At 52.6% G+C, this 18,133-nt stretch carries 20 protein-coding genes; 12 read left to right on the top strand and 8 right to left on the bottom strand.

What is annotated here, in order from left to right; translation table 11 throughout:
• Positions 1–25 precede the first annotated feature (25 nt).
• Positions 26–925: an oxygen-dependent coproporphyrinogen oxidase gene (gene hemF, locus NNO03_RS00925; RefSeq protein ID WP_271448579.1), complete on the bottom strand. Its 900-nt coding sequence runs from the start codon at positions 923–925 to the stop codon at positions 26–28.
• Positions 926–927: 2 nt separating this feature from the next.
• Positions 928–1,797 (bottom strand): N-acetylmuramoyl-L-alanine amidase AmiA, encoded by an 870-nt coding sequence (gene amiA / locus NNO03_RS00920; RefSeq protein ID WP_271448578.1) that lies wholly within the window; start codon positions 1,795–1,797, stop codon positions 928–930.
• A 211-nt stretch (positions 1,798–2,008) separates the two neighbouring features.
• Here amiA and NNO03_RS00915 point away from each other — a divergent pair, with 211 nt between their 5' ends.
• From NNO03_RS00915 to cysM, 10 genes are all read left to right on the top strand, one after another.
• The gene (locus tag NNO03_RS00915; RefSeq protein WP_045445951.1) at positions 2,009–2,434 is read left to right on the top strand and encodes a GNAT family acetyltransferase; all 426 of its coding nucleotides are present in this window, start codon (positions 2,009–2,011) and stop codon (positions 2,432–2,434) included.
• Complete coding sequence (locus tag NNO03_RS00910) at positions 2,421–2,870, top strand: DUF2919 domain-containing protein (RefSeq protein WP_271448577.1); 450 nt, start codon at positions 2,421–2,423, stop codon at positions 2,868–2,870. The genes NNO03_RS00915 and NNO03_RS00910 overlap by 14 nt, the downstream gene beginning before the upstream one ends.
• A 59-nt stretch (positions 2,871–2,929) precedes the next feature.
• Positions 2,930–3,505: an RpoE-regulated lipoprotein gene (locus tag NNO03_RS00905; RefSeq protein ID WP_271448576.1), complete on the top strand. Its 576-nt coding sequence runs from the start codon at positions 2,930–2,932 to the stop codon at positions 3,503–3,505.
• Positions 3,506–3,598: 93 nt separating this feature from the next.
• Positions 3,599–4,498 carry a porphyrinogen peroxidase gene (gene yfeX, locus NNO03_RS00900; RefSeq protein ID WP_271448575.1) on the top strand — a complete coding sequence of 300 codons (900 nt, stop codon included), beginning with the start codon at positions 3,599–3,601 and terminating at the stop codon, positions 4,496–4,498.
• A 205-nt stretch (positions 4,499–4,703) separates the two neighbouring features.
• On the top strand, positions 4,704–5,495 hold the full coding sequence (gene ucpA, locus NNO03_RS00895) for an SDR family oxidoreductase UcpA (protein ID WP_271440184.1): 792 nt from the start codon (positions 4,704–4,706) through the stop codon (positions 5,493–5,495).
• Between the two features lie 305 nt (positions 5,496–5,800).
• The gene (gene cysP, locus NNO03_RS00890) at positions 5,801–6,817 is read left to right on the top strand and encodes a thiosulfate/sulfate ABC transporter substrate-binding protein CysP (RefSeq protein ID WP_271448574.1); all 1,017 of its coding nucleotides are present in this window, start codon (positions 5,801–5,803) and stop codon (positions 6,815–6,817) included.
• Positions 6,818–7,651, top strand: coding sequence for a sulfate/thiosulfate ABC transporter permease CysT (gene cysT, locus NNO03_RS00885; protein WP_003038061.1), 834 nt, complete (start codon positions 6,818–6,820; stop codon positions 7,649–7,651). It abuts the gene before it with no gap.
• Complete coding sequence (gene cysW, locus NNO03_RS00880) at positions 7,651–8,526, top strand: sulfate/thiosulfate ABC transporter permease CysW (RefSeq protein WP_271440186.1); 876 nt, start codon at positions 7,651–7,653, stop codon at positions 8,524–8,526. Before cysT ends, cysW begins: the two co-directional genes overlap by 1 nt.
• Complete coding sequence (cysA, locus tag NNO03_RS00875; protein ID WP_137384728.1) at positions 8,516–9,613, top strand: sulfate/thiosulfate ABC transporter ATP-binding protein CysA; 1,098 nt, start codon at positions 8,516–8,518, stop codon at positions 9,611–9,613. The genes cysW and cysA overlap by 11 nt, the downstream gene beginning before the upstream one ends.
• Before the next feature lie 118 nt (positions 9,614–9,731).
• Positions 9,732–10,643, top strand: coding sequence for a cysteine synthase CysM (gene cysM, locus NNO03_RS00870; protein WP_271440188.1), 912 nt, complete (start codon positions 9,732–9,734; stop codon positions 10,641–10,643).
• 72 nt (positions 10,644–10,715) lie between these two features.
• On the opposite strand, the gene NNO03_RS00865 is transcribed toward cysM, so the two are convergent.
• A complete protein-coding gene (locus NNO03_RS00865; protein WP_271448573.1) occupies positions 10,716–11,450 on the bottom strand; it encodes a type 1 glutamine amidotransferase in 735 nt (244 codons plus the stop codon).
• A gap of 13 nt (positions 11,451–11,463) precedes the next feature.
• Positions 11,464–12,756 (bottom strand): transcriptional regulator PtsJ, encoded by a 1,293-nt coding sequence (ptsJ, locus tag NNO03_RS00860; RefSeq protein WP_271448572.1) that lies wholly within the window; start codon positions 12,754–12,756, stop codon positions 11,464–11,466.
• An 82-nt stretch (positions 12,757–12,838) separates the two neighbouring features.
• Between ptsJ and pdxK the strand changes: the two genes are divergently transcribed.
• Both pdxK and NNO03_RS00850 read left to right on the top strand, forming a co-directional pair.
• Positions 12,839–13,705, top strand: a complete 867-nt coding sequence (gene pdxK / locus NNO03_RS00855; RefSeq protein WP_271448571.1) for a pyridoxine/pyridoxal/pyridoxamine kinase — start codon at positions 12,839–12,841, stop codon at positions 13,703–13,705.
• Positions 13,702–13,941, top strand: coding sequence for a cytoplasmic protein (locus NNO03_RS00850; RefSeq protein WP_137384723.1), 240 nt, complete (start codon positions 13,702–13,704; stop codon positions 13,939–13,941). Before pdxK ends, NNO03_RS00850 begins: the two co-directional genes overlap by 4 nt.
• A 145-nt stretch (positions 13,942–14,086) precedes the next feature.
• On the opposite strand, the gene crr is transcribed toward NNO03_RS00850, so the two are convergent.
• From crr to cysK, 4 genes are all read right to left on the bottom strand, one after another.
• Complete coding sequence (gene crr / locus NNO03_RS00845; RefSeq protein ID WP_000522253.1) at positions 14,087–14,596, bottom strand: PTS glucose transporter subunit IIA; 510 nt, start codon at positions 14,594–14,596, stop codon at positions 14,087–14,089.
• 40 nt (positions 14,597–14,636) lie between these two features.
• Positions 14,637–16,364, bottom strand: coding sequence for a phosphoenolpyruvate-protein phosphotransferase PtsI (gene ptsI, locus NNO03_RS00840; RefSeq protein WP_005121951.1), 1,728 nt, complete (start codon positions 16,362–16,364; stop codon positions 14,637–14,639).
• Positions 16,365–16,409: 45 nt separating this feature from the next.
• Positions 16,410–16,667 carry a phosphocarrier protein Hpr gene (gene ptsH / locus NNO03_RS00835; RefSeq protein WP_002913505.1) on the bottom strand — a complete coding sequence of 86 codons (258 nt, stop codon included), beginning with the start codon at positions 16,665–16,667 and terminating at the stop codon, positions 16,410–16,412.
• Between the two features lie 383 nt (positions 16,668–17,050).
• A complete protein-coding gene (cysK, locus tag NNO03_RS00830) occupies positions 17,051–18,022 on the bottom strand; it encodes a cysteine synthase A (protein WP_003038091.1) in 972 nt (323 codons plus the stop codon).
• Between the last annotated feature and the right edge of the window lie 111 nt (positions 18,023–18,133).

Below are 18,133 nucleotides of genomic sequence, written 5' to 3'. Positions count from 1 at the left end.
TGATAAGCGTAGCGCCATCAGGCAATTACACCCAGTCGCGGACCTGAATAAATTCGCTAAGGGCGGCTTCCGGGCTGTTCGCTTCCGGCTGCCAGTCATACTCCCAGCGCACCAGCGGCGGCATTGACATCAGAATCGATTCGGTGCGCCCGCCGGTCTGCAGACCGAATAAGGTGCCGCGATCCCACACCAGATTAAATTCCACATAGCGTCCGCGACGATAAAGTTGGAAATCGCGCTCGCGCTCGCCCCAGCTCATCGCTTTGCGGCGTTCGACGATCGGCAGATACGCCTCGGTGTAACCTTGCCCGACCGCCTGCGTAAAGGCGAAGCAGTGGTCGAAATCTGGCGTATTTAAGTCATCAAAAAACAGCCCACCAATGCCGCGCTGCTCGTTACGGTGCTTCAGAAAGAAGTAGTCGTCGCACCATTTTTTGTAACGCGGGTACACGTCATCACCAAACGGTTGGCAGAGTTCAAGCGCGGTGCGATGCCAGTGAACGGCATCTTCTTCAAAACCATAGTAGGGCGTTAAATCAAAGCCACCGCCAAACCACCATACTGGATCGGCACCCGGTTTTTCGGCGATAAAAAAACGCACGTTGGCATGGCTGGTAGGGATGTACGGATTCTGCGGATGCACGACCAGCGAGACACCCATCGCCTCAAAGCTGCGCCCGGCAAGCTCTGGCCGATGTGCGGTAGCAGAGGCTGGCATTGCGTCACCGTGTACGTGGGAGAAATTCACCCCCGCTTGTTCAAAGATACCGCCGTTACGTAGCACCCGGCTACGACCGCCGCCGCCCGCTTCACGCTGCCAGTTATCTTCAACAAACGTTGCACCATCGACGGCAGATAACTGTTGGCAAATATTATCCTGCAGACTCAGCAGGAACTGTTTAACGCGCTGTGCATCGGGCTTCATGATTAACGTTTCTTCGAATGTGCTTTCTGATTATCAAACCAGTGGAAATAGCTGATGATGCCATTGGCGATAGCGGTGGCGATTTTCTGGCGAAATGCCGTTGTGCCCAGTAACCGTTCTTCTTCCGGGTTGGTGATGAATGACGTTTCGACCAGTACCGAAGGAATTGACGGTGATTTTAGTACCACGAACGCGGCTTGTTCCGTGCTGCGACTGTGCAAGCGGTGTACTGGCTTGATTTTCTTAAGAATGTGCGAACCGAGCGTCAGGCTGTTTTTAATGGTGTCGGTTTGTAACAAATCGAACAGTACCTGCTGCAATAAATGGTCTTTATCGGTGGCCTTTTTACCTGCGACTTCATCGGCACGGTTTTCACGATCGGACAGGTACTTCGCCATGGCGCTACTGGCACCGCGATTGGACAGGGCGAAGACCGATGCCCCCGCCGCGCTCGGATTGGTGAAGCCGTCGGCGTGAATCGACATAAACAGATCGGCACCGTGCTTGTGGGCAATCTCAACGCGATCGTACAGTGGAATGAAGGTATCGCCAGAGCGGGTCAGGCGTGCATCAATTCCTTCATTGCGCAGAATCGAGCGTACATTCTTGGCAATCGCCAGCACCACGTGTTTTTCTTTCGAGCCGTTGCGGCCAATTGCTCCGGTATCAATACCACCGTGTCCTGGGTCAAGAACAACAACACGCTTAGCACCCGCTTTTTTGGCTTTCGGTTTGCTGTGACCATTACTGGTCTTTAGCGTTTCTTCCTTTGCGATGGCTTGCGACATGCCGGACAGCGTCAGGGCTGCCAGCCCAGCTTTCAGCACCTGGCGGCGCGATGTGAGAGTTTTTAGTGGTTTAAAAGTGCTCATACGGCCTGAGTTGTAAAAAAAGGTTCCAGACGTTATATCGTATCGCGTAGTCCGTTGCGACGGATCGGGATAAGAATTGTTTTACTTTTCATTTCAATACGTGACAATTCCGTATTATGCCATTTTTTCCGTCGCTTCGCGTCAGATATTGGCTAAATCAGTGGTTCGCGCCATAATCGCTTTTTAACGTCCTGAAAAGGAAACTAATACCATGGAAATACGCGTATTTCGCCAGGAAGATTTCGAAGAGGTGATCACCCTCTGGGAGCGCTGTGATCTGCTGCGTCCATGGAATGACCCGGAAATGGACATTGAACGCAAAGTTAATCATGACGTCAGCTTGTTTCTGGTCGCAGAAGTGAACGGCGAAGTTGTCGGCACAGTGATGGGGGGCTATGACGGTCATCGTGGTTCCGCCTATTACCTTGGCGTGCATCCTGAGTTCAGGGGGCGTGGTATTGCTAATGCGCTGCTGAACCGACTGGAGAAAAAGCTCATTGCCCGCGGTTGTCCGAAGATTCAAATCATGGTACGTGACGATAATGACGTTGTGCTGGGTATGTATGAGCGTCTGGGCTATGAACATGCAGATGTACTCAATCTGGGTAAACGTTTAATCGAAGATGAAGAGTACTGAGTTCCATCCCGCCGACTATGACGGTCATGGGCGTCTGCGCCTGCCATTTCTGTTCTGGTGCGTGCTGCTGCTCCAGGCGCGTACCTGGGTGTTGTTTGTGATTGCGGGTTCTTCCCGCGATCAAGGCAACACGTTGCTGAATTTGTTTTATCCCGATCATGACGCGTTCTGGCTGGGGTTACTTCCCGGCGTTCCGGCCGTGCTGGCGTTTTTACTCAGCGGGCGGCGTTCCGCGTTTCCCGTTTTGTGGCACAGGCTGCGCGGATTACTGATTCTGGCTCAACTGGCGCTGCTCTGCTGGCAGCCGATGCTGTGGTTGGCAGGCGATCCTGTCAACGGCGTTGGTCTGGCGCTGCTGGTGGCGGATATTGTCGCGCTGGTCTGGCTGTTAACCAATCAACGTTTGCGTGCCTGTTTTTCCCCCGAGAAAGAATAACGGCACTTTTTAGTGAAACCGGACTCAAAGCAGCGTTGATAAATATGGAAGGAAGTGAAATGAAATCACTGCGTTTGACGTTATGCGCGATACCGCTGGTGCTGACCGGGTGTTCAACCCTCTCATCGGTGAACTGGTCTGCCGCTAATCCGTGGAACTGGTTTGGTTCTTCGACCGAGGTCACTGAGCAAGGCGTGGGAAAACTCACGGGCGCGACGACATTGGATGAAAAGACCATTGCTGATGCGCTGGATGGCGATTATCGCCTGCGTAGTGGGATGAAAACCAATAACGGCAATGTCGTGCGCTTTTTTGAGGTGATGAAAGGTGACAAACTGGCAATGGTGATCAATGGCGACCAGGGAACCATCAGTCGCATTGATGTATTGGACAGCAATATCGCATCAGCCTCGGGTGTCGAAATCGGTACACCGTTTAGCGACCTTTACACTAAAGCCTTCGGTAATTGTCAGAAAGCAACCGGTGATGATAGCGAGAACGTTGAATGTAAAGCTGAAGGAAGTCAGCACATTAGCTATATTTTTTCTGGCGAATGGAGCGGGCCTGAGGGCTTAATGCCGTCGGACGACACGCTGAAAACGTGGAAAGTAAGCAAAATTATCTGGCGGCGTTAATTTGCGTCTGAACAAATCGACTTACTAAAAAAACAGGTAGAATAACGCCCATCAATGCCACGATGTCGTGGCAGCTTTTTTTCAGGAGGAACAATGTCTCAGGTTCAGAGTGGCATTTTGCCAGAACATTGCCGTGCGGCGATTTGGATTGAAGCCAATGTAAAAGGTGATGTTGAGGCTCTGCGAGCGGCCAGCAAAACATTTGCCGATAAGCTGGCGACCTTTGAAGCGAAATTCCCGGATGCGCATCTGGGCGCGGTAGTCGCTTTTGGCAACAACACCTGGCGCACGCTGAGCGGCGGCGTGGGCGCGGAAGAGCTGAAGGACTTCATCCCTTACGGTAAAGGCCTGGCTCCGGCGACCCAGTATGACGTATTGATCCATATTCTCTCGCTGCGCCATGACGTGAACTTCTCCGTTGCGCAGGCGGCCATGGAAGCGTTTGGCGACTGCATCGATGTCAAAGAAGAGATCCACGGTTTCCGCTGGGTGGAAGAGCGTGATCTCAGTGGCTTTGTTGATGGCACTGAAAACCCGGCGGGTGAAGAAACGCGTCGTGAAGTCGCTGTTATTAAAGATGGCGTCGATGCTGGCGGCAGCTATGTATTCGTGCAGCGTTGGGAACATAACCTGAAGCAACTGAACCGCATGAGTATTCACGATCAGGAAATGATGATTGGCCGCACCAAGGAAGCCAACGAAGAGATCGATGGTGACGATCGTCCGGTAACATCCCACCTGAGCCGTGTGGATCTGAAAGAAGATGGCAAGGGTCTGAAAATTGTTCGTCAGAGCCTGCCATACGGTACAGCCAGCGGCACGCATGGTCTCTATTTCTGCGCGTACTGTGCGCGTCTGCACAATATTGAGCAGCAACTGCTGAGCATGTTTGGTGATACCGACGGCAAACGTGACGCGATGCTGCGCTTTACCAAACCGGTCACCGGTGGCTATTACTTTGCACCATCGCTGGATCGACTGATGGCGCTGTAATCCCGGTATTGCCTGGTGGCGCTAACGCTTACCGGGCCTACCGCGTTCTTATCTGTCATCGAATTGAAAATCCCCGCCCCGACGGGGATTTTTTTTACCTTAAATTAACCTGATTTAGTGAGCTATTCCTCAGCATGAATTTGTTAATGCTGTATCTTCTGCGTGAATGAAGCGAAGGCTTCATATTCAAAAGGAGAATATTGAAATGGGAAAACTCACGGGCAAAACAGCATTGATTACGGGCGCATCTCAGGGTATTGGCGAGGGGATCGCCAGAACGTTTGCCCGCCATGGCGCGAACTTAATCCTGCTGGATATCTCCGATGAGATTGAAAAGCTGGCGGATGAACTGGCTGGGCGCGGGCATCGCTGCACAGCGGTTCACGCAGACGTCAGAGATTTTGCGTCGGTCACGGAAGCGGTAAAACGCGCGAAGAAAATTGAAGGCAAAATCGACATTCTGGTCAACAATGCAGGCGTATGTCGCCTTGGCAACTTCCTTGAAATGAGCGATGAAGATCGCGACTTCCACATTGATGTCAACATTAAAGGCGTCTGGAACGTGACGAAGGCCGTTCTGCCGGAGATGATTGCGCGCAAAGACGGGCGCATCGTGATGATGTCATCGGTAACAGGCGATATGGTAGCCGACCCGGGTGAAACTGCGTATGCGCTGTCGAAAGCCGCTATTATCGGCTTAACTAAGTCCCTGGCGGTTGAATACGCGCAATCGGGGATTCGTGTAAATGCAATTTGCCCAGGCTACGTTCGTACGCCAATGGCGGAAAGTATTGCACGTCAGTCTAACCCGGACGATCCTGAATCGGTTTTAGTCGACATGGCGAAAGCGATTCCAATGCGCCGTCTGGCCTGCCCGCTTGAAGTGGGTGAACTGGCGGCGTTCCTGGCGTCGGATGAATCCAGCTACTTAACTGGCACGCAAAACGTGATTGATGGCGGCAGCACACTGCCGGAAAGCGTTAGCGTCGGCATCTGATTGATGCCTGTCTCCTCCCTGGTGAACCTGGGGAGGAGGTACCCCTTAGCGCTAGCCCATTAGGCTATTTTATTTGCCAGTTTGGCCCTGGGCAGTGCTCAAAATCCTCACGTACTTCGTGTACGCTCCGGTTTTTCCGCGCTGTCCGTGTCCAAACTGCCTGCAACAATTACACCTACTGGGATAAGCTCTTATTCTCTTTTCAACTTTCAAATCATCAAACGGTATATAAAACCGTTACTCCTTTAGTGCCGGTTATAAATATGATGACCATAAGAAAGTCATTAAATTTATAAGGGTGCGCAATGGCCGTTAACTTACTGAAAAAAAGAACGCTGACGCTGGCGGCGCTGCTGCTGGTGATGGGGCAGGCGCAGGCAACAGAGCTGTTGAACAGCTCATACGATGTGTCTCGCGAGCTGTTTGCCGCCCTTAATCCCCCGTTTGAACAGCAATGGGCGAAGGATAACGGCGGCGATAAACTGACGATAAAGCAATCTCATGCCGGGTCATCAAAACAGGCGCTGGCGATTTTACAGGGACTGAAAGCCGATGTGGTGACCTATAACCAGGTGACCGACGTGCAAATCCTGCACGACAAAGGCAAGTTGATCCCGGCCGACTGGCAAACTCGCCTGCCGAACAACAGTTCACCGTTCTATTCCACAATGGGATTCCTGGTGCGTAAAGGAAACCCTAAAAATATTCACGACTGGAATGACCTTGTTCGTTCTGACGTCAAGCTTATCTTCCCTAACCCGAAAACGTCCGGGAATGCGCGCTACACCTATTTAGCGGCGTGGGGCGCTGCGGATAAAGCAGACGGCGGCGATAAAGCCAAAACCGAACAGTTCATGACCCAGTTCCTGCAAAATGTCGAAGTGTTTGATACCGGCGGCCGTGGCGCGACCACCACTTTTGCCGAGCGCGGGCTCGGTGACGTATTGATCAGCTTCGAGTCGGAAGTGAATAACATTCGCAAGCAGTATGAAGCGCAGGGTTTTGAGGTTGTTATTCCGAAAACCAATATTCTTGCCGAGTTCCCGGTTGCCTGGGTAGATAAGAATGTGCAGGCCAACGGGACAGAGAAAGCGGCTAAAGCCTATCTGAACTGGCTGTACAGCCCGCAGGCACAAACCATCATCACCGACTATTACTACCGTGTGAATAACCCACAGGTCATGGACAAGCTGCAAGATAAATTCCCGCAGACTGAATTGTTCCGCGTAGAAGACAAGTTCGGCTCCTGGCCTGAAGTGATGAAAACACACTTTGTCAGCGGCGGTGAGCTGGACAAACTGTTGGCGGCGGGGCGCAAGTAAATGTTTGCTGTTTCTTCCCGACGCGTGCTGCCCGGCTTTACCTTAAGTCTGGGTACCAGCTTACTGTTTGTGTGCCTGATATTGCTGTTACCGCTTAGTGCGCTGGTAATGCAACTGGCGCAAATGAGCTGGGCGCAATATTGGGATGTGATCACTAACCCGCAGGTCGTGGCGGCCTATAAAGTCACGCTGCTGTCAGCATTTGTGGCGTCGATTTTTAACGGCGTGTTTGGTCTGTTGATGGCGTGGATCTTAACCCGCTATCGTTTTCCGGGCCGCACGCTGCTGGATGCGCTGATGGACCTGCCGTTTGCGCTGCCTACGGCGGTAGCGGGTCTGACGCTGGCGTCACTGTTTTCGGTTAACGGTTTCTACGGCGAATGGCTGGCGAAACTGGATATTAAGGTCACTTACACCTGGCTGGGTATCGCGGTGGCAATGGCCTTTACCAGCATTCCGTTTGTGGTACGTACCGTACAGCCGGTGCTGGAAGAGTTAGGTCCGGAGTATGAAGAAGCGGCGGAGACGCTGGGTGCTACGCGTTGGCAGAGTTTCCGCAAAGTGGTGCTGCCGGAGCTGTCTCCTGCGCTGGTGGCGGGCGTGGCGCTGTCGTTCACCCGTAGTTTAGGCGAATTTGGCGCGGTTATCTTTATCGCCGGGAATATTGCGTGGAAAACGGAAGTCACCTCACTGATGATTTTTGTTCGCTTGCAGGAGTTTGACTACCCAGCCGCTAGTGCGATTGCGTCAGTAATCCTTGGGGCTTCGTTGTTGCTGCTGTTTTCGATTAACACCCTGCAGAGTCGCTTTGGTCGACGCGTGGTAGGTCACTGATGGCAGACATTACCCAATTGAAACACTATGGGGCGCCCCGCATCAACTGGGGTAAATGGTTTCTGATTGGCACGGGCATGCTGGTGTCCGCGTTTATTTTGCTGGTGCCGATGATCTATATCTTCGTGCAGGCATTCAGTAAGGGGTTACTGCCGGTATTACAGAATCTGGCTAACCCGGACATGCTGCATGCCATCTGGCTTACGGTGTTGATTGCACTGATCGCAGTGCCAGTGAACCTGGTGTTTGGTGTCTTGCTGGCCTGGCTGGTGACCCGCTTTAACTTTCCGGGTCGCCAGCTGTTGCTGACGCTACTGGATATTCCGTTTGCTGTCTCGCCGGTGGTCGCCGGTCTGGTCTATCTGCTGTTTTACGGCTCTAACGGCCCACTCGGCGGTTGGCTGGATGAACATAACCTGCAAATCATGTTTGCCTGGCCAGGCATGGTGCTGGTTACGGTCTTTGTAACCTGTCCGTTTGTGGTGCGCGAACTGGTGCCGGTGATGTTAAGCCAGGGCAGTAATGAAGATGAAGCGGCTGTGCTGCTTGGCGCGTCCGGCTGGCAGATGTTCCGACGCGTGACGCTGCCGAATATCCGTTGGGCATTGCTGTACGGTGTGGTGTTGACCAATGCCCGTGCGATTGGTGAGTTTGGTGCGGTGTCGGTGGTGTCTGGTTCGATTCGCGGCGAAACCTTGTCATTGCCATTGCAGATTGAATTACTGGAGCAGGATTACAACACTGTCGGCTCCTTTACCGCAGCGGCGTTGTTAACGCTGATGGCGATTATTACCCTGTTTTTGAAGAGCATGCTGCAATGGCGCCTGGAGAACCAGGAAAAACGCGCGCAGCAGGAGGAAAATCATGAGCATTGAGATTGCCAATATTAAGAAGTCTTTTGGTCGCACCCAGGTGCTGAACGATATCTCGCTGGATATTCCTTCAGGTCAGATGGTCGCGCTGCTGGGACCCTCCGGTTCGGGTAAAACGACGCTGCTGCGAATTATTGCCGGGCTGGAACATCAGTCCAGCGGGCATATTCGCTTTCATGGTACTGACGTCAGTCGTTTACATGCGCGTGATCGTAAAGTTGGCTTCGTCTTTCAGCATTATGCGCTGTTTCGCCATATGACCGTTTTCGACAATATCGCCTTTGGGCTGACGGTCTTACCGCGTCGCGAGCGTCCAAACGCGGCGGCCATTAAGGCGAAAGTCACCAAATTGCTGGAGATGGTGCAGCTTGCCCATCTGGCGGATCGTTTTCCGGCGCAGCTTTCCGGCGGGCAAAAACAGCGTGTGGCGCTGGCTCGAGCGTTAGCGGTGGAACCGCAGATCCTGCTACTCGATGAGCCGTTTGGTGCACTTGATGCTCAGGTTCGTAAAGAGTTGCGTCGTTGGTTGCGTCAGTTGCACGAAGAACTGAAATTCACCAGCGTGTTTGTTACCCACGACCAGGAAGAAGCAACGGAAGTGGCCGATCGCGTGGTGGTAATGAGCCAGGGACATATTGAACAAGCCGATGCGCCGGACCAGGTCTGGCGTGAACCGGCAACCCGCTTTGTGCTGGAATTTATGGGTGAGGTTAACCGCCTGCAGGGGACGATTCGTGGCGGACAGTTCCATGTTGGCGCACACCGTTGGCCATTGGGCTATACGCCAGCGTATCAAGGGCCGGTTGATCTGTTCCTGCGTCCGTGGGAAGTGGATGTGAGCCGTCGTACCAGCCTGGATTCCCCGTTGCCGGTACAGGTGCTGGAAGCCAGCCCGAAAGGTCACTACACCCAATTAGTTGTGCAACCACTGGGGTGGTATAACGAACCGCTGACAGTGGTCATGCAGGGAGACGATTCCCCTGCTCGTGGCGAACGCCTGTTTGTTGGGCTGCAAAATGCACGTCTGTACAACGGTGACCAGCGCATTGAAACGCGTGAAGCGGAACTTGCCCTGGCGCAATCGGCCTGATAGGTTAATTCGCATAGTTATTCCCCGGTGGCGCTGCGCATACCGGGCCTACGGGCTAAAGCATGACCTGTAGGCCGGGTAAGCGTAGCGCCACCCGGCATTTTATTGAGCTGAAAACGTGAACACATTAGAACAAACGATTGGCAATACGCCTCTGGTTAAACTGCAGCGTCTTGCGCCGGAAAACGGCAGTGAAATTTGGGTCAAACTGGAAGGGAATAATCCCGCGGGATCGGTGAAAGACAGGGCTGCGCTGTCGATGATTGTCGAAGCGGAGAAACGCGGAGAAATTAAGCCGGGCGATGTACTGATTGAAGCAACCAGCGGGAATACCGGCATCGCGCTGGCGATGATCGCCGCGCTGAAAGGTTATCGCATGAAGCTGCTTATGCCTGACAACATGAGTCAGGAGCGACGTGCGGCGATGCGGGCTTACGGGGCTGAACTGATACTGGTGACCAAAGAGCAGGGCATGGAAGGGGCGCGTGACTTAGCACTGGAAATGGCCCAACGTGGCGAAGGTAAGTTGCTCGATCAGTTTAACAATCCTGATAACCCGTATGCGCATTACACCACAACCGGCCCGGAAATCTGGCAGCAAACGTCCGGACGCATTACCCATTTCGTCTCCAGCATGGGCACGACCGGCACCATTACCGGCGTATCTCGTTTTCTGCGTGAACAGGCTAAACCGGTGACGATTGTCGGTCTGCAGCCGGAAGAGGGCAGCAGTATTCCGGGGATTCGCCGCTGGCCTGCGGAGTATATGCCGGGCATTTTTAACGCCTCGCTGGTGGATGAGGTGCTGGATATTCATCAGAATGATGCAGAAAACACCATGCGTGAGCTGGCGGTTCGTGAAGGCATTTTCTGCGGTGTCAGTTCTGGCGGCGCGGTAGCGGGGGCGTTACGCGTGGCGCGTGCTACACCCGGCGCTGTGGTGGTGGCGATCATCTGCGATCGCGGCGATCGCTACCTTTCGACCGGCGTTTTTGGTGAAGAGCACTTCAATCAGGGCGCAGGGATTTAATTTGTTTGCCTGATAAGCGTAGCGCCATCAGGCAAACACACGACACGATCGCCGGATAAGACGTTGCGTGTTTTATCCGGCCTTCAATGAGTAATCGTTACGGTTCTCTACCAGTTTATCCAGGAACTGCCACAGTTTTTCATTCATCTGCTGGTAATCCCATTCGCGCATTTCAGCAACAGAGCGGATAAAGCGTTTTCCTCTGGCCTCTGCTAACTCTTGTTCCGAATGCTGAATCAGCCCCTCGATTGCCTCGGCGGTGAATTCCATATGACACTGGAAGCCATAGATAAAATTACCGTATTGCACGATTTGTCTCGGACAGCCTTCACTTGTCGCCAGAATTGTCGCCTGATCGGTTAATCCAGGCATATCGTTGTGCCAGTGACCGACCATCAGCGGCGATCCAAAGTGGGCGATCAGCGGGTGCGCTTTACCTGCTTCAGTCAGTGTGATGGGATAGTGACCAATCTCTTTTTCCGGGCTTTGACATACCTTCGCGCCCAGCGCCTCGCCAATCAGCTGTGAACCTAAGCAGATCCCCACCACAATTTTGCGTGCTGAAATCGCCTGATTGATCAGATGCTGTTCGGCCTGAGAATCAAAATACGGGCATTCTGCCAGCGTGGTGCGTGGAGACTGCGGGCCACCAAAGACGACCAGCATATCGAACCCATCAGCATTGGCAGGAACCGATTCTCCGGCGTAAACCCGTGACCAGGTGATGGTATAGCCACGCTGTTCTGCCCACGGCAGATACGCGCCAGCAGATTCAAAAGACTCATGAATAACAAAATGAACTCGCACTTTTTCTCTCCTGTTAGCGCTTTTGCGCCTGATGAATATCAGCCGCCAGCTTATGAATATCGCTGTCGTTCAAGGTCGACAGCGTAATGCGCAGACCGTGCGATGGTGTATTCACACCAAACACCTCACCTTCGCGTACCAGCCAACCGGATTTTGCCAGGGCAAAAGCAAGTGATTGACTGTGGTGTGTCAGAGGCAGCCACAGATTCAGACCATCACCGACGGGTAGATCAATGCCATATCCTCTGAGAGCGGTGGTCAGTTTTTGCTGCTGTGTTGCGTAAAACCGCTGAGTCTGGACCAGCTTGCGTTGATACTCCTCGTCACTCAGGCAGGCGCAGGCCAAATCCTGAAGCAGATGGCTGACCCACTGACTGCCGGCGTTGAGTCGTAACCGCAGTTTTGCTGAAGTGACCGGATCGCTGGCAACGATGGCAAGGCGTAAATCCGGGCCTAATGTTTTCGACATTGAACGGACGACTGCCCAGTGCGTGGTTTGCGTGGCAATCACCGGGTGCCAACGGCATGCAGACAGCAGTGCAAAGTGGTCGTCGACAATCACCAGCACCTGCGGATAGCGGGCCAGGATTTTTTGTAACTGGGCGGTGCGTGAGGCGCTCAGGCTACATCCCGTTGGGTTGTGGGCCCGCGGCGTCAGGATCACTGCCCGCGCCCCTCTTTGTAACGCCACCTCCAGCATGTCGGGTTGCATACCTTCGTTGTCTACGGTGACCGGGCTCGCTGAGAATCCCGCATAACGCAACATATTGATGCTACTTAAAAAGCAGGGATCTTCTACCGCGACGCTATCGCCCGGCAATAAATGGGCGCACAGTAGTCGTTCAATAGCGTCAATAGCACCGCTGGTGATATCAATTTCTCCCACGCCAGGGAGGGCATCCTGCATCCAGCGTGTGGCCCAGGTTTTAAGCTCAGGCGATACGACGGCATCGCCATACAGACGTGGATTCTTATTTATTTGCGCGAAATAACGACTGAGATCGGGGAGACAAGTCGGCGCAGGGTTACCACCGGAAAGGTCGGTAAGCGGGGTATCCGGGTTCCCTCCCTCCAGCGCGATAGGGGAGGAAATTCCTTTGATTACCGTCCCGTTTCTCCCAAGACTGAGTGCCAGCCCGGAGGTGACCAGTCGTTTATAAGCCGCCGCGACAGTATTGCGGTTGACGTTCAATGTCGTCGCCAGCTCGCGCACTGGCGGAAGCGTTTCGCCTGAGGCGAGGGTGCCTGTAGCGACATGTTGACGAATACTGTCAAAAATTTCGTTAGCGGTTTTTCCGTCGATCATTATTGACCTATGACAAAATGAATTTTAGCATATGACGATAATAGTGAGGCGATAGCCCGCTGTCCAGCGAGAGGAGAAGTTTATGCAGCAGGAGAGTGAAATACAGTCAGTGCTCTTCGACGACAAGCATCGGGCGCTACAAACCGATATCGTCGCCGTCCAGTCACAGGTGGTGTATGGCAGCGTAGGTAACAGCATCGCCGTCCCGGCCATCAAAGCGCAGGGATTACGCGTCACCGCGATCCCAACGGTACTGTTCAGCAATACACCGCATTATGAGACTTTTTATGGCGGTGTTATCCCGGCCGACTGGTTTAGCGGCTATCTTCGCGCCTTAAATGAACGCGATACGTTACGTGAGCTAAAAGCGGTGACCACGGGGTATATGGGCAGTGCGGAACAAATCGCTCTGCTGGCACAGTGGCTGGAGACCGTGCGGGCTACCCACCCGGATCTGTGTATTCTGGTTGATCCGGTGATTGGGGATACGGACAGCGGCATGTACGTAAAGGCCGAAATACCGGAGGCGTATCGCAAACATCTGCTACCGCTGGCACAGGGACTGACGCCAAATGTGTTTGAGCTGCAGATGTTGAGCGGTAAACCGTGTCGCACGCTGGATGAAGCGATATCGGCAGCCAAATCGCTGCTCACCGATACGCTGAAATGGGTGGTAATCACCAGCGCACCGGGAGAAACCGAGGAGGTCATTCAGGTTGCAGTCGTGACGGCTGAAACGGTTGAGGTGCTAGCCCATCCGCGGGTGAAAACGGACCTGAAGGGGACCGGCGATCTGTTCTGCGCTGAACTGGTGAGTGGTATCGTGCTGGGAAAACCACTTACCGCTGCCACGCACGACGCTGCACAGCGCGTGCTGGAAGTGATGACATGGACGCACTTGTGCGGTTGTGATGAGTTAATTCTGCCACCGGCAGGGGAGGCGCGATGAAGAGTTATCGACTGGTGGTTAGTCAGCATGGACGCATCGTTGGACATTTTGATACCAGCGGAACAGAGGCGCTGGAAGATATCTGTGTGGCGCGCGCCATGTTTGGGATTGCCGGTGGCTATGATTGTGAACTGCTAGTGGCGGATTCGGAACGGCGGATGCTGGAAAGCGGGCCGGAAGGTATGAAAATCCTGATGCGCGAGGCGTGTTACCGACCGGTTACTTCACAAATTTAATGCTGATGGCGGCACATACGCCTGACCTGGCCTACGTTACGGCGTTTTTCGTAGGCCGGAGAAGCGTAGCACCATCCGGCAGGTTTTGACGTCCGTTAGATAAAAAAATGGCGCCATCTGGCGCCATTCTTCCCTGCGGCAAGAATTACTTCTTGATGCGGATAACCGGAGTTTCACCCACGGTCACGCTACCGGACAGTTTGATCAGTTCTTTGATTTCGTCCATGTTGGAGATAACAACCGGAGTCAGGGTAGACTTGGCTTTCTCTTCCAGCAGCGGCAGATCGAATTCAATAACCGGGTCGCCCACTTTCACACGCTGGCCTTCTTCAGCGATACGCTTGAAGCCTTCGCCTTTCAGTTCAACGGTATCAATACCGAAGTGAACAAACAGCTCAATGCCGCTATCAGATTCGATAGAGAACGCATGGTTGGTTTCAAAGATTTTGCCGATGGTGCCATCAACAGGGGCAACCATTTTGTTACCGGTTGGCTTGATAGCAATACCATCACCAACGATTTTTTCAGCAAAAACTACATCCGGCACGTCTTCGATGTTGACGATCTCGCCAGAGAGCGGAGCAACAATCTCAATAGTTCCGGTGTCTTTCTTATCATCAGAAACCAGAGATTTCAGTTTATCGAACAAACCCATGATCTTCTCCTAAGCAGTAAATTGGGCCGCATCTCGTGGATTAGCAGATTGTTTTTTCTTCAATGAACTTGTTAACCAGCGTCATTAACTCGTCCGTTGTCGGTTGAGCAAGAGCCTGCTCTGCTAACACCTTCGCATCTTCGAAGTTCGTGTTACGGATAATCTTCTTAATGCGCGGGATAGAAATGGCGCTCATAGAGAACTCGTCCAGACCCATCCCCAGCAACAGAAGTGTAGCACGTTCGTCGCCTGCAAGCTCACCACACATGCCGGTCCATTTGCCTTCAGCATGAGAAGCATCAATAACTTGCTTGATCAGCGTCAGAACAGATGGCGACATCGGTTGGTAAAGGTGTGAAATCATATCATTACCACGGTCAACTGCCAGGGTGTACTGCGTTAAATCATTGGTGCCGATACTAAAGAAATCAACTTCTTTGGCTAAATGACGTGCAATTGTTGCCGCAGCTGGTGTTTCCACCATCACGCCAATCTCAATGCTTTCGTCAAATGCTTTACCTTCGTCGCGCAGTTCCTGTTTGTAGATTTCGATCTCTTTGCGCAGCGCACGCACTTCTTCAACAGAGATAATCATCGGGAACATGATGCGCAGTTTGCCGAAAGCAGAGGCACGCAGGATAGCGCGAACCTGGTCACGCAGGATCTCTTTACGATCCATCGCGATACGCACGGCACGCCAACCCAGGAACGGGTTCTCTTCTTTCGGGAAATTCATGTACGGCAGTTCTTTATCGCCGCCGATGTCCATGGTACGTACGATAACCGCCTGAGAGCCACACGCTTCAGCAACGGCTTTATACGCAGCAAACTGTTCTTCTTCAGTCGGCAGCGATTCACGGTCCATGAACAGGAATTCGGTACGATACAGACCCACGCCTTCAGCGCCGTTACGCTCAGCGCCTTCAACGTCACGAACGGTACCGATGTTGGCACACACTTCAACCTGGTGACCGTCCAGCGTGATAGCGGGCAGATCTTTCAGCTTAGCGAGTTCCGCTTTCTCGGTAGCAACTTGCTCCTGAACGGCACGCAGTTGTTCGATAACGTCGTTAGTTGGGTTGACGTAAACCTGATTGTTTACGGCATCCAGAATCAGATAGTCGTCGTTTTTCACCTGAGAGGTGACGCTACCGGTACCTACGATGGCAGGCAGTTCCAAAGAACGCGCCATGATTGAGGTATGAGAGGTACGTCCACCTGCGTCAGTGATGAAACCCAGCACCTTCTCGAGGTTCAGCTGTGCGGTTTCTGACGGGGTCAAGTCAGCGGCAACCAGGATAACTTCTTCCTGGATAGCGCTCAGGTCGATAATTGCCAGACCCAGGATGTTACGCAGCAGGCGTTTACCGATGTCACGTACGTCAGCCGCACGTTCTTTCAGGTATTCATCATCCAGCTCTTCCAGGGCTGTGGCCTGACCTTCGATAATCTCATGCGCAGCTGCGTCAGCCGTCATGTGCTTATCTTTAATCAGGGCTATGATTTCCTGCTCCAGCTCCTCATCTTCGAGCAGCATGATATGCCCTTCAAAGATGGCTTCTTTTTCTTCACCGAATGTTTCACCAGCTTTGGTTTTGATCGCTTCCAGTTGCGCAGATGCCTTGGCACGACCGCTCAGAAAACGTTCAACTTCCTGATCAACCTTGTCGGCAGAAATTTTTTTCCGGTCAATGACGATTTCGTCTTCTTTCAGCAGCAGTGCCTTGCCGAAAGCGATACCCGGGGATGCTAAAATGCCTGAAATCATAACCCTACCTTACTTGTGACTGATATTTAAAAGAACTCGTTGAACTTACTCGAGTTCAGCCATCAGTTTAACCAGATGCTCAACTGCTTTCTGCTCGTCTTCGCCTTCTGCGGAAAGGGTAACAACGGTGCCCTGAGTCAGGCCCAGAGTCTGCAGCTTAAACAGGCTTTTTGCGCTAGCGCTTTTGCCGTTGGAAGTCACAGTGATTTCAGACGTAAAGCCTTTTGCTTCTTTAACAAACTGAGCAGCAGGGCGAGTATGCAGACCGTTCGGAGCGGTAATGGTAACTTCTTGCTGGAACATTATATTTCCCCAACTTATAGGTTTAGTGTTGTGGAACTAAAGTCTAGCCTGGCGGTTCAACTTTAGCCTGTATTGTTAGCGTCGACGTAAACAGGACGCGACACAAAAGGAGTTCGGTGCAATCCGTTGCTGGCAACTTCTTGCCGCTGACGTTTCGTTCGTCATTAAACATTATGCCGCGAAAGGAAGAGTTGAACCAAATCATAAAATCGATTCAGCTAGCGCTTTTCCTGTAACGATTAATTTCGCGCATCAAAATAATTAGTTTGGTTAAATACCAGTTCCGGCGGGCTGAATCAATGCCAGGTGGGTTGAAACTTTGAAGCAGGCCACAAAAAAGCACCCAAAAGGGTGCTTTTTTACGCGTATTTAACATGCTGGCATTACTGTTGCAGTTCTTTCTCAGTGAAGAGATCGGCAAACAGTGCTGTGCTCAGATAACGCTCACCCGATGACGGTAGAATAACCACTATATTCTTATTGGTAAAGGTTTCATCTTCCTGGAGCTTAAGCGCAGCAGCAACCGCAGCACCTGAAGAGATACCCGCCAGAATGCCTTCTTCTTCCATCAGGCGGCGCGCCGTGGAAATAGCTTCATCATTGGTGATGGCAACCACTTTATCGATAAGCTTCAGGTCAAGGTTACCCGGAATGAAGCCTGCGCCAATGCCCTGAATTTTGTGCGGACCCGGTTTCAGCTCTTCACCCGCCAGTGCCTGGGCGATAACCGGCGAGTCTGTCGGCTCAACGGCAACGGTGATGAGGTCCGTTTTGCCCTTGGTCCCTTTAATGTAGCGGGTCACCCCGGTCAGCGTACCGCCGGTACCGACGCCAGAGATAAACACATCAACCTGACCATCGGTATCTTCCCAGATTTCCGGTCCGGTGGTTTTCTCGTGGATTTCCGGGTTAGCCGGATTGCTGAATTGCTGAAGCAGCAGGAATTTTTCTGGGTCGCTGGCAACAATCTCTTCTGCCTTTTGAATCGCGCCCTTCATGCCTTTCGCGCCTTCGGTAAGCACCAGGTTTGCACCCAATGCCTTCAGCAACTTGCGACGCTCAATGCTCATGGTTTCTGGCATCGTCAGGGTGAGTTTGTAACCACGGGCGGCAGCAACGTAGGCCAGCGCGATCCCGGTGTTACCGCTGGTCGGTTCGACCAACTCAACGCCCGGCTTCAGTACACCACGTTTTTCGGCATCCCAAATCATATTGGCACCGATACGGCATTTGACGCTGAAGCTCGGGTTACGTGACTCCACCTTCGCCAGAATGCGTCCGTTACCGATACGGTTCAGTCGAACCAGCGGCGTATGACCGATAGTCAGCGAGTTGTCTTCAAAAATCTTACTCATGGCCTGTCCTTAACTGTATGAAATTGGGATACCGCTTCAGCATACCTGTTGAGAAAGTATGGGGAAGTAAGGATTTAGCATATCTATATTCAGAAAGGAAATATTCGACGT

Origin of the sequence: Citrobacter sp. Igbk 16 (assembly GCF_028069755.1) — a bacterium.
Classification (GTDB): Bacteria; Pseudomonadota; Gammaproteobacteria; order Enterobacterales; family Enterobacteriaceae; genus Citrobacter.
The sequence above is the reverse complement of the archived record's forward strand: the minus strand, read 5'-3'. Positions and strand labels throughout refer to the sequence as shown.

Coding starts and splice junctions, on each gene's coding strand:
- cysT (WP_003038061.1), top strand. CDS start 6,818: ATGTTTGCTGTTTCTTCCCGACGCGTGCTGCCCGGCTTTACCTTAAGT.
- cysA (WP_137384728.1), top strand. CDS start 8,516: ATGAGCATTGAGATTGCCAATATTAAGAAGTCTTTTGGTCGCACCCAG.
- cysP (WP_271448574.1), top strand. CDS start 5,801: ATGGCCGTTAACTTACTGAAAAAAAGAACGCTGACGCTGGCGGCGCTG.
- cysK (WP_003038091.1), bottom strand. CDS start 18,022: ATGAGTAAGATTTTTGAAGACAACTCGCTGACTATCGGTCATACGCCG.
- NNO03_RS00850 (WP_137384723.1), top strand. CDS start 13,702: ATGAAGAGTTATCGACTGGTGGTTAGTCAGCATGGACGCATCGTTGGA.
- ptsI (WP_005121951.1), bottom strand. CDS start 16,364: ATGATTTCAGGCATTTTAGCATCCCCGGGTATCGCTTTCGGCAAGGCA.
- yfeX (WP_271448575.1), top strand. CDS start 3,599: ATGTCTCAGGTTCAGAGTGGCATTTTGCCAGAACATTGCCGTGCGGCG.
- NNO03_RS00910 (WP_271448577.1), top strand. CDS start 2,421: ATGAAGAGTACTGAGTTCCATCCCGCCGACTATGACGGTCATGGGCGT.
- amiA (WP_271448578.1), bottom strand. CDS start 1,797: ATGAGCACTTTTAAACCACTAAAAACTCTCACATCGCGCCGCCAGGTG.
- hemF (WP_271448579.1), bottom strand. CDS start 925: ATGAAGCCCGATGCACAGCGCGTTAAACAGTTCCTGCTGAGTCTGCAG.
- NNO03_RS00915 (WP_045445951.1), top strand. CDS start 2,009: ATGGAAATACGCGTATTTCGCCAGGAAGATTTCGAAGAGGTGATCACC.
- pdxK (WP_271448571.1), top strand. CDS start 12,839: ATGCAGCAGGAGAGTGAAATACAGTCAGTGCTCTTCGACGACAAGCAT.
- NNO03_RS00905 (WP_271448576.1), top strand. CDS start 2,930: ATGAAATCACTGCGTTTGACGTTATGCGCGATACCGCTGGTGCTGACC.
- crr (WP_000522253.1), bottom strand. CDS start 14,596: ATGGGTTTGTTCGATAAACTGAAATCTCTGGTTTCTGATGATAAGAAA.
- ptsH (WP_002913505.1), bottom strand. CDS start 16,667: ATGTTCCAGCAAGAAGTTACCATTACCGCTCCGAACGGTCTGCATACT.
- ucpA (WP_271440184.1), top strand. CDS start 4,704: ATGGGAAAACTCACGGGCAAAACAGCATTGATTACGGGCGCATCTCAG.
- ptsJ (WP_271448572.1), bottom strand. CDS start 12,756: ATGATCGACGGAAAAACCGCTAACGAAATTTTTGACAGTATTCGTCAA.
- cysW (WP_271440186.1), top strand. CDS start 7,651: ATGGCAGACATTACCCAATTGAAACACTATGGGGCGCCCCGCATCAAC.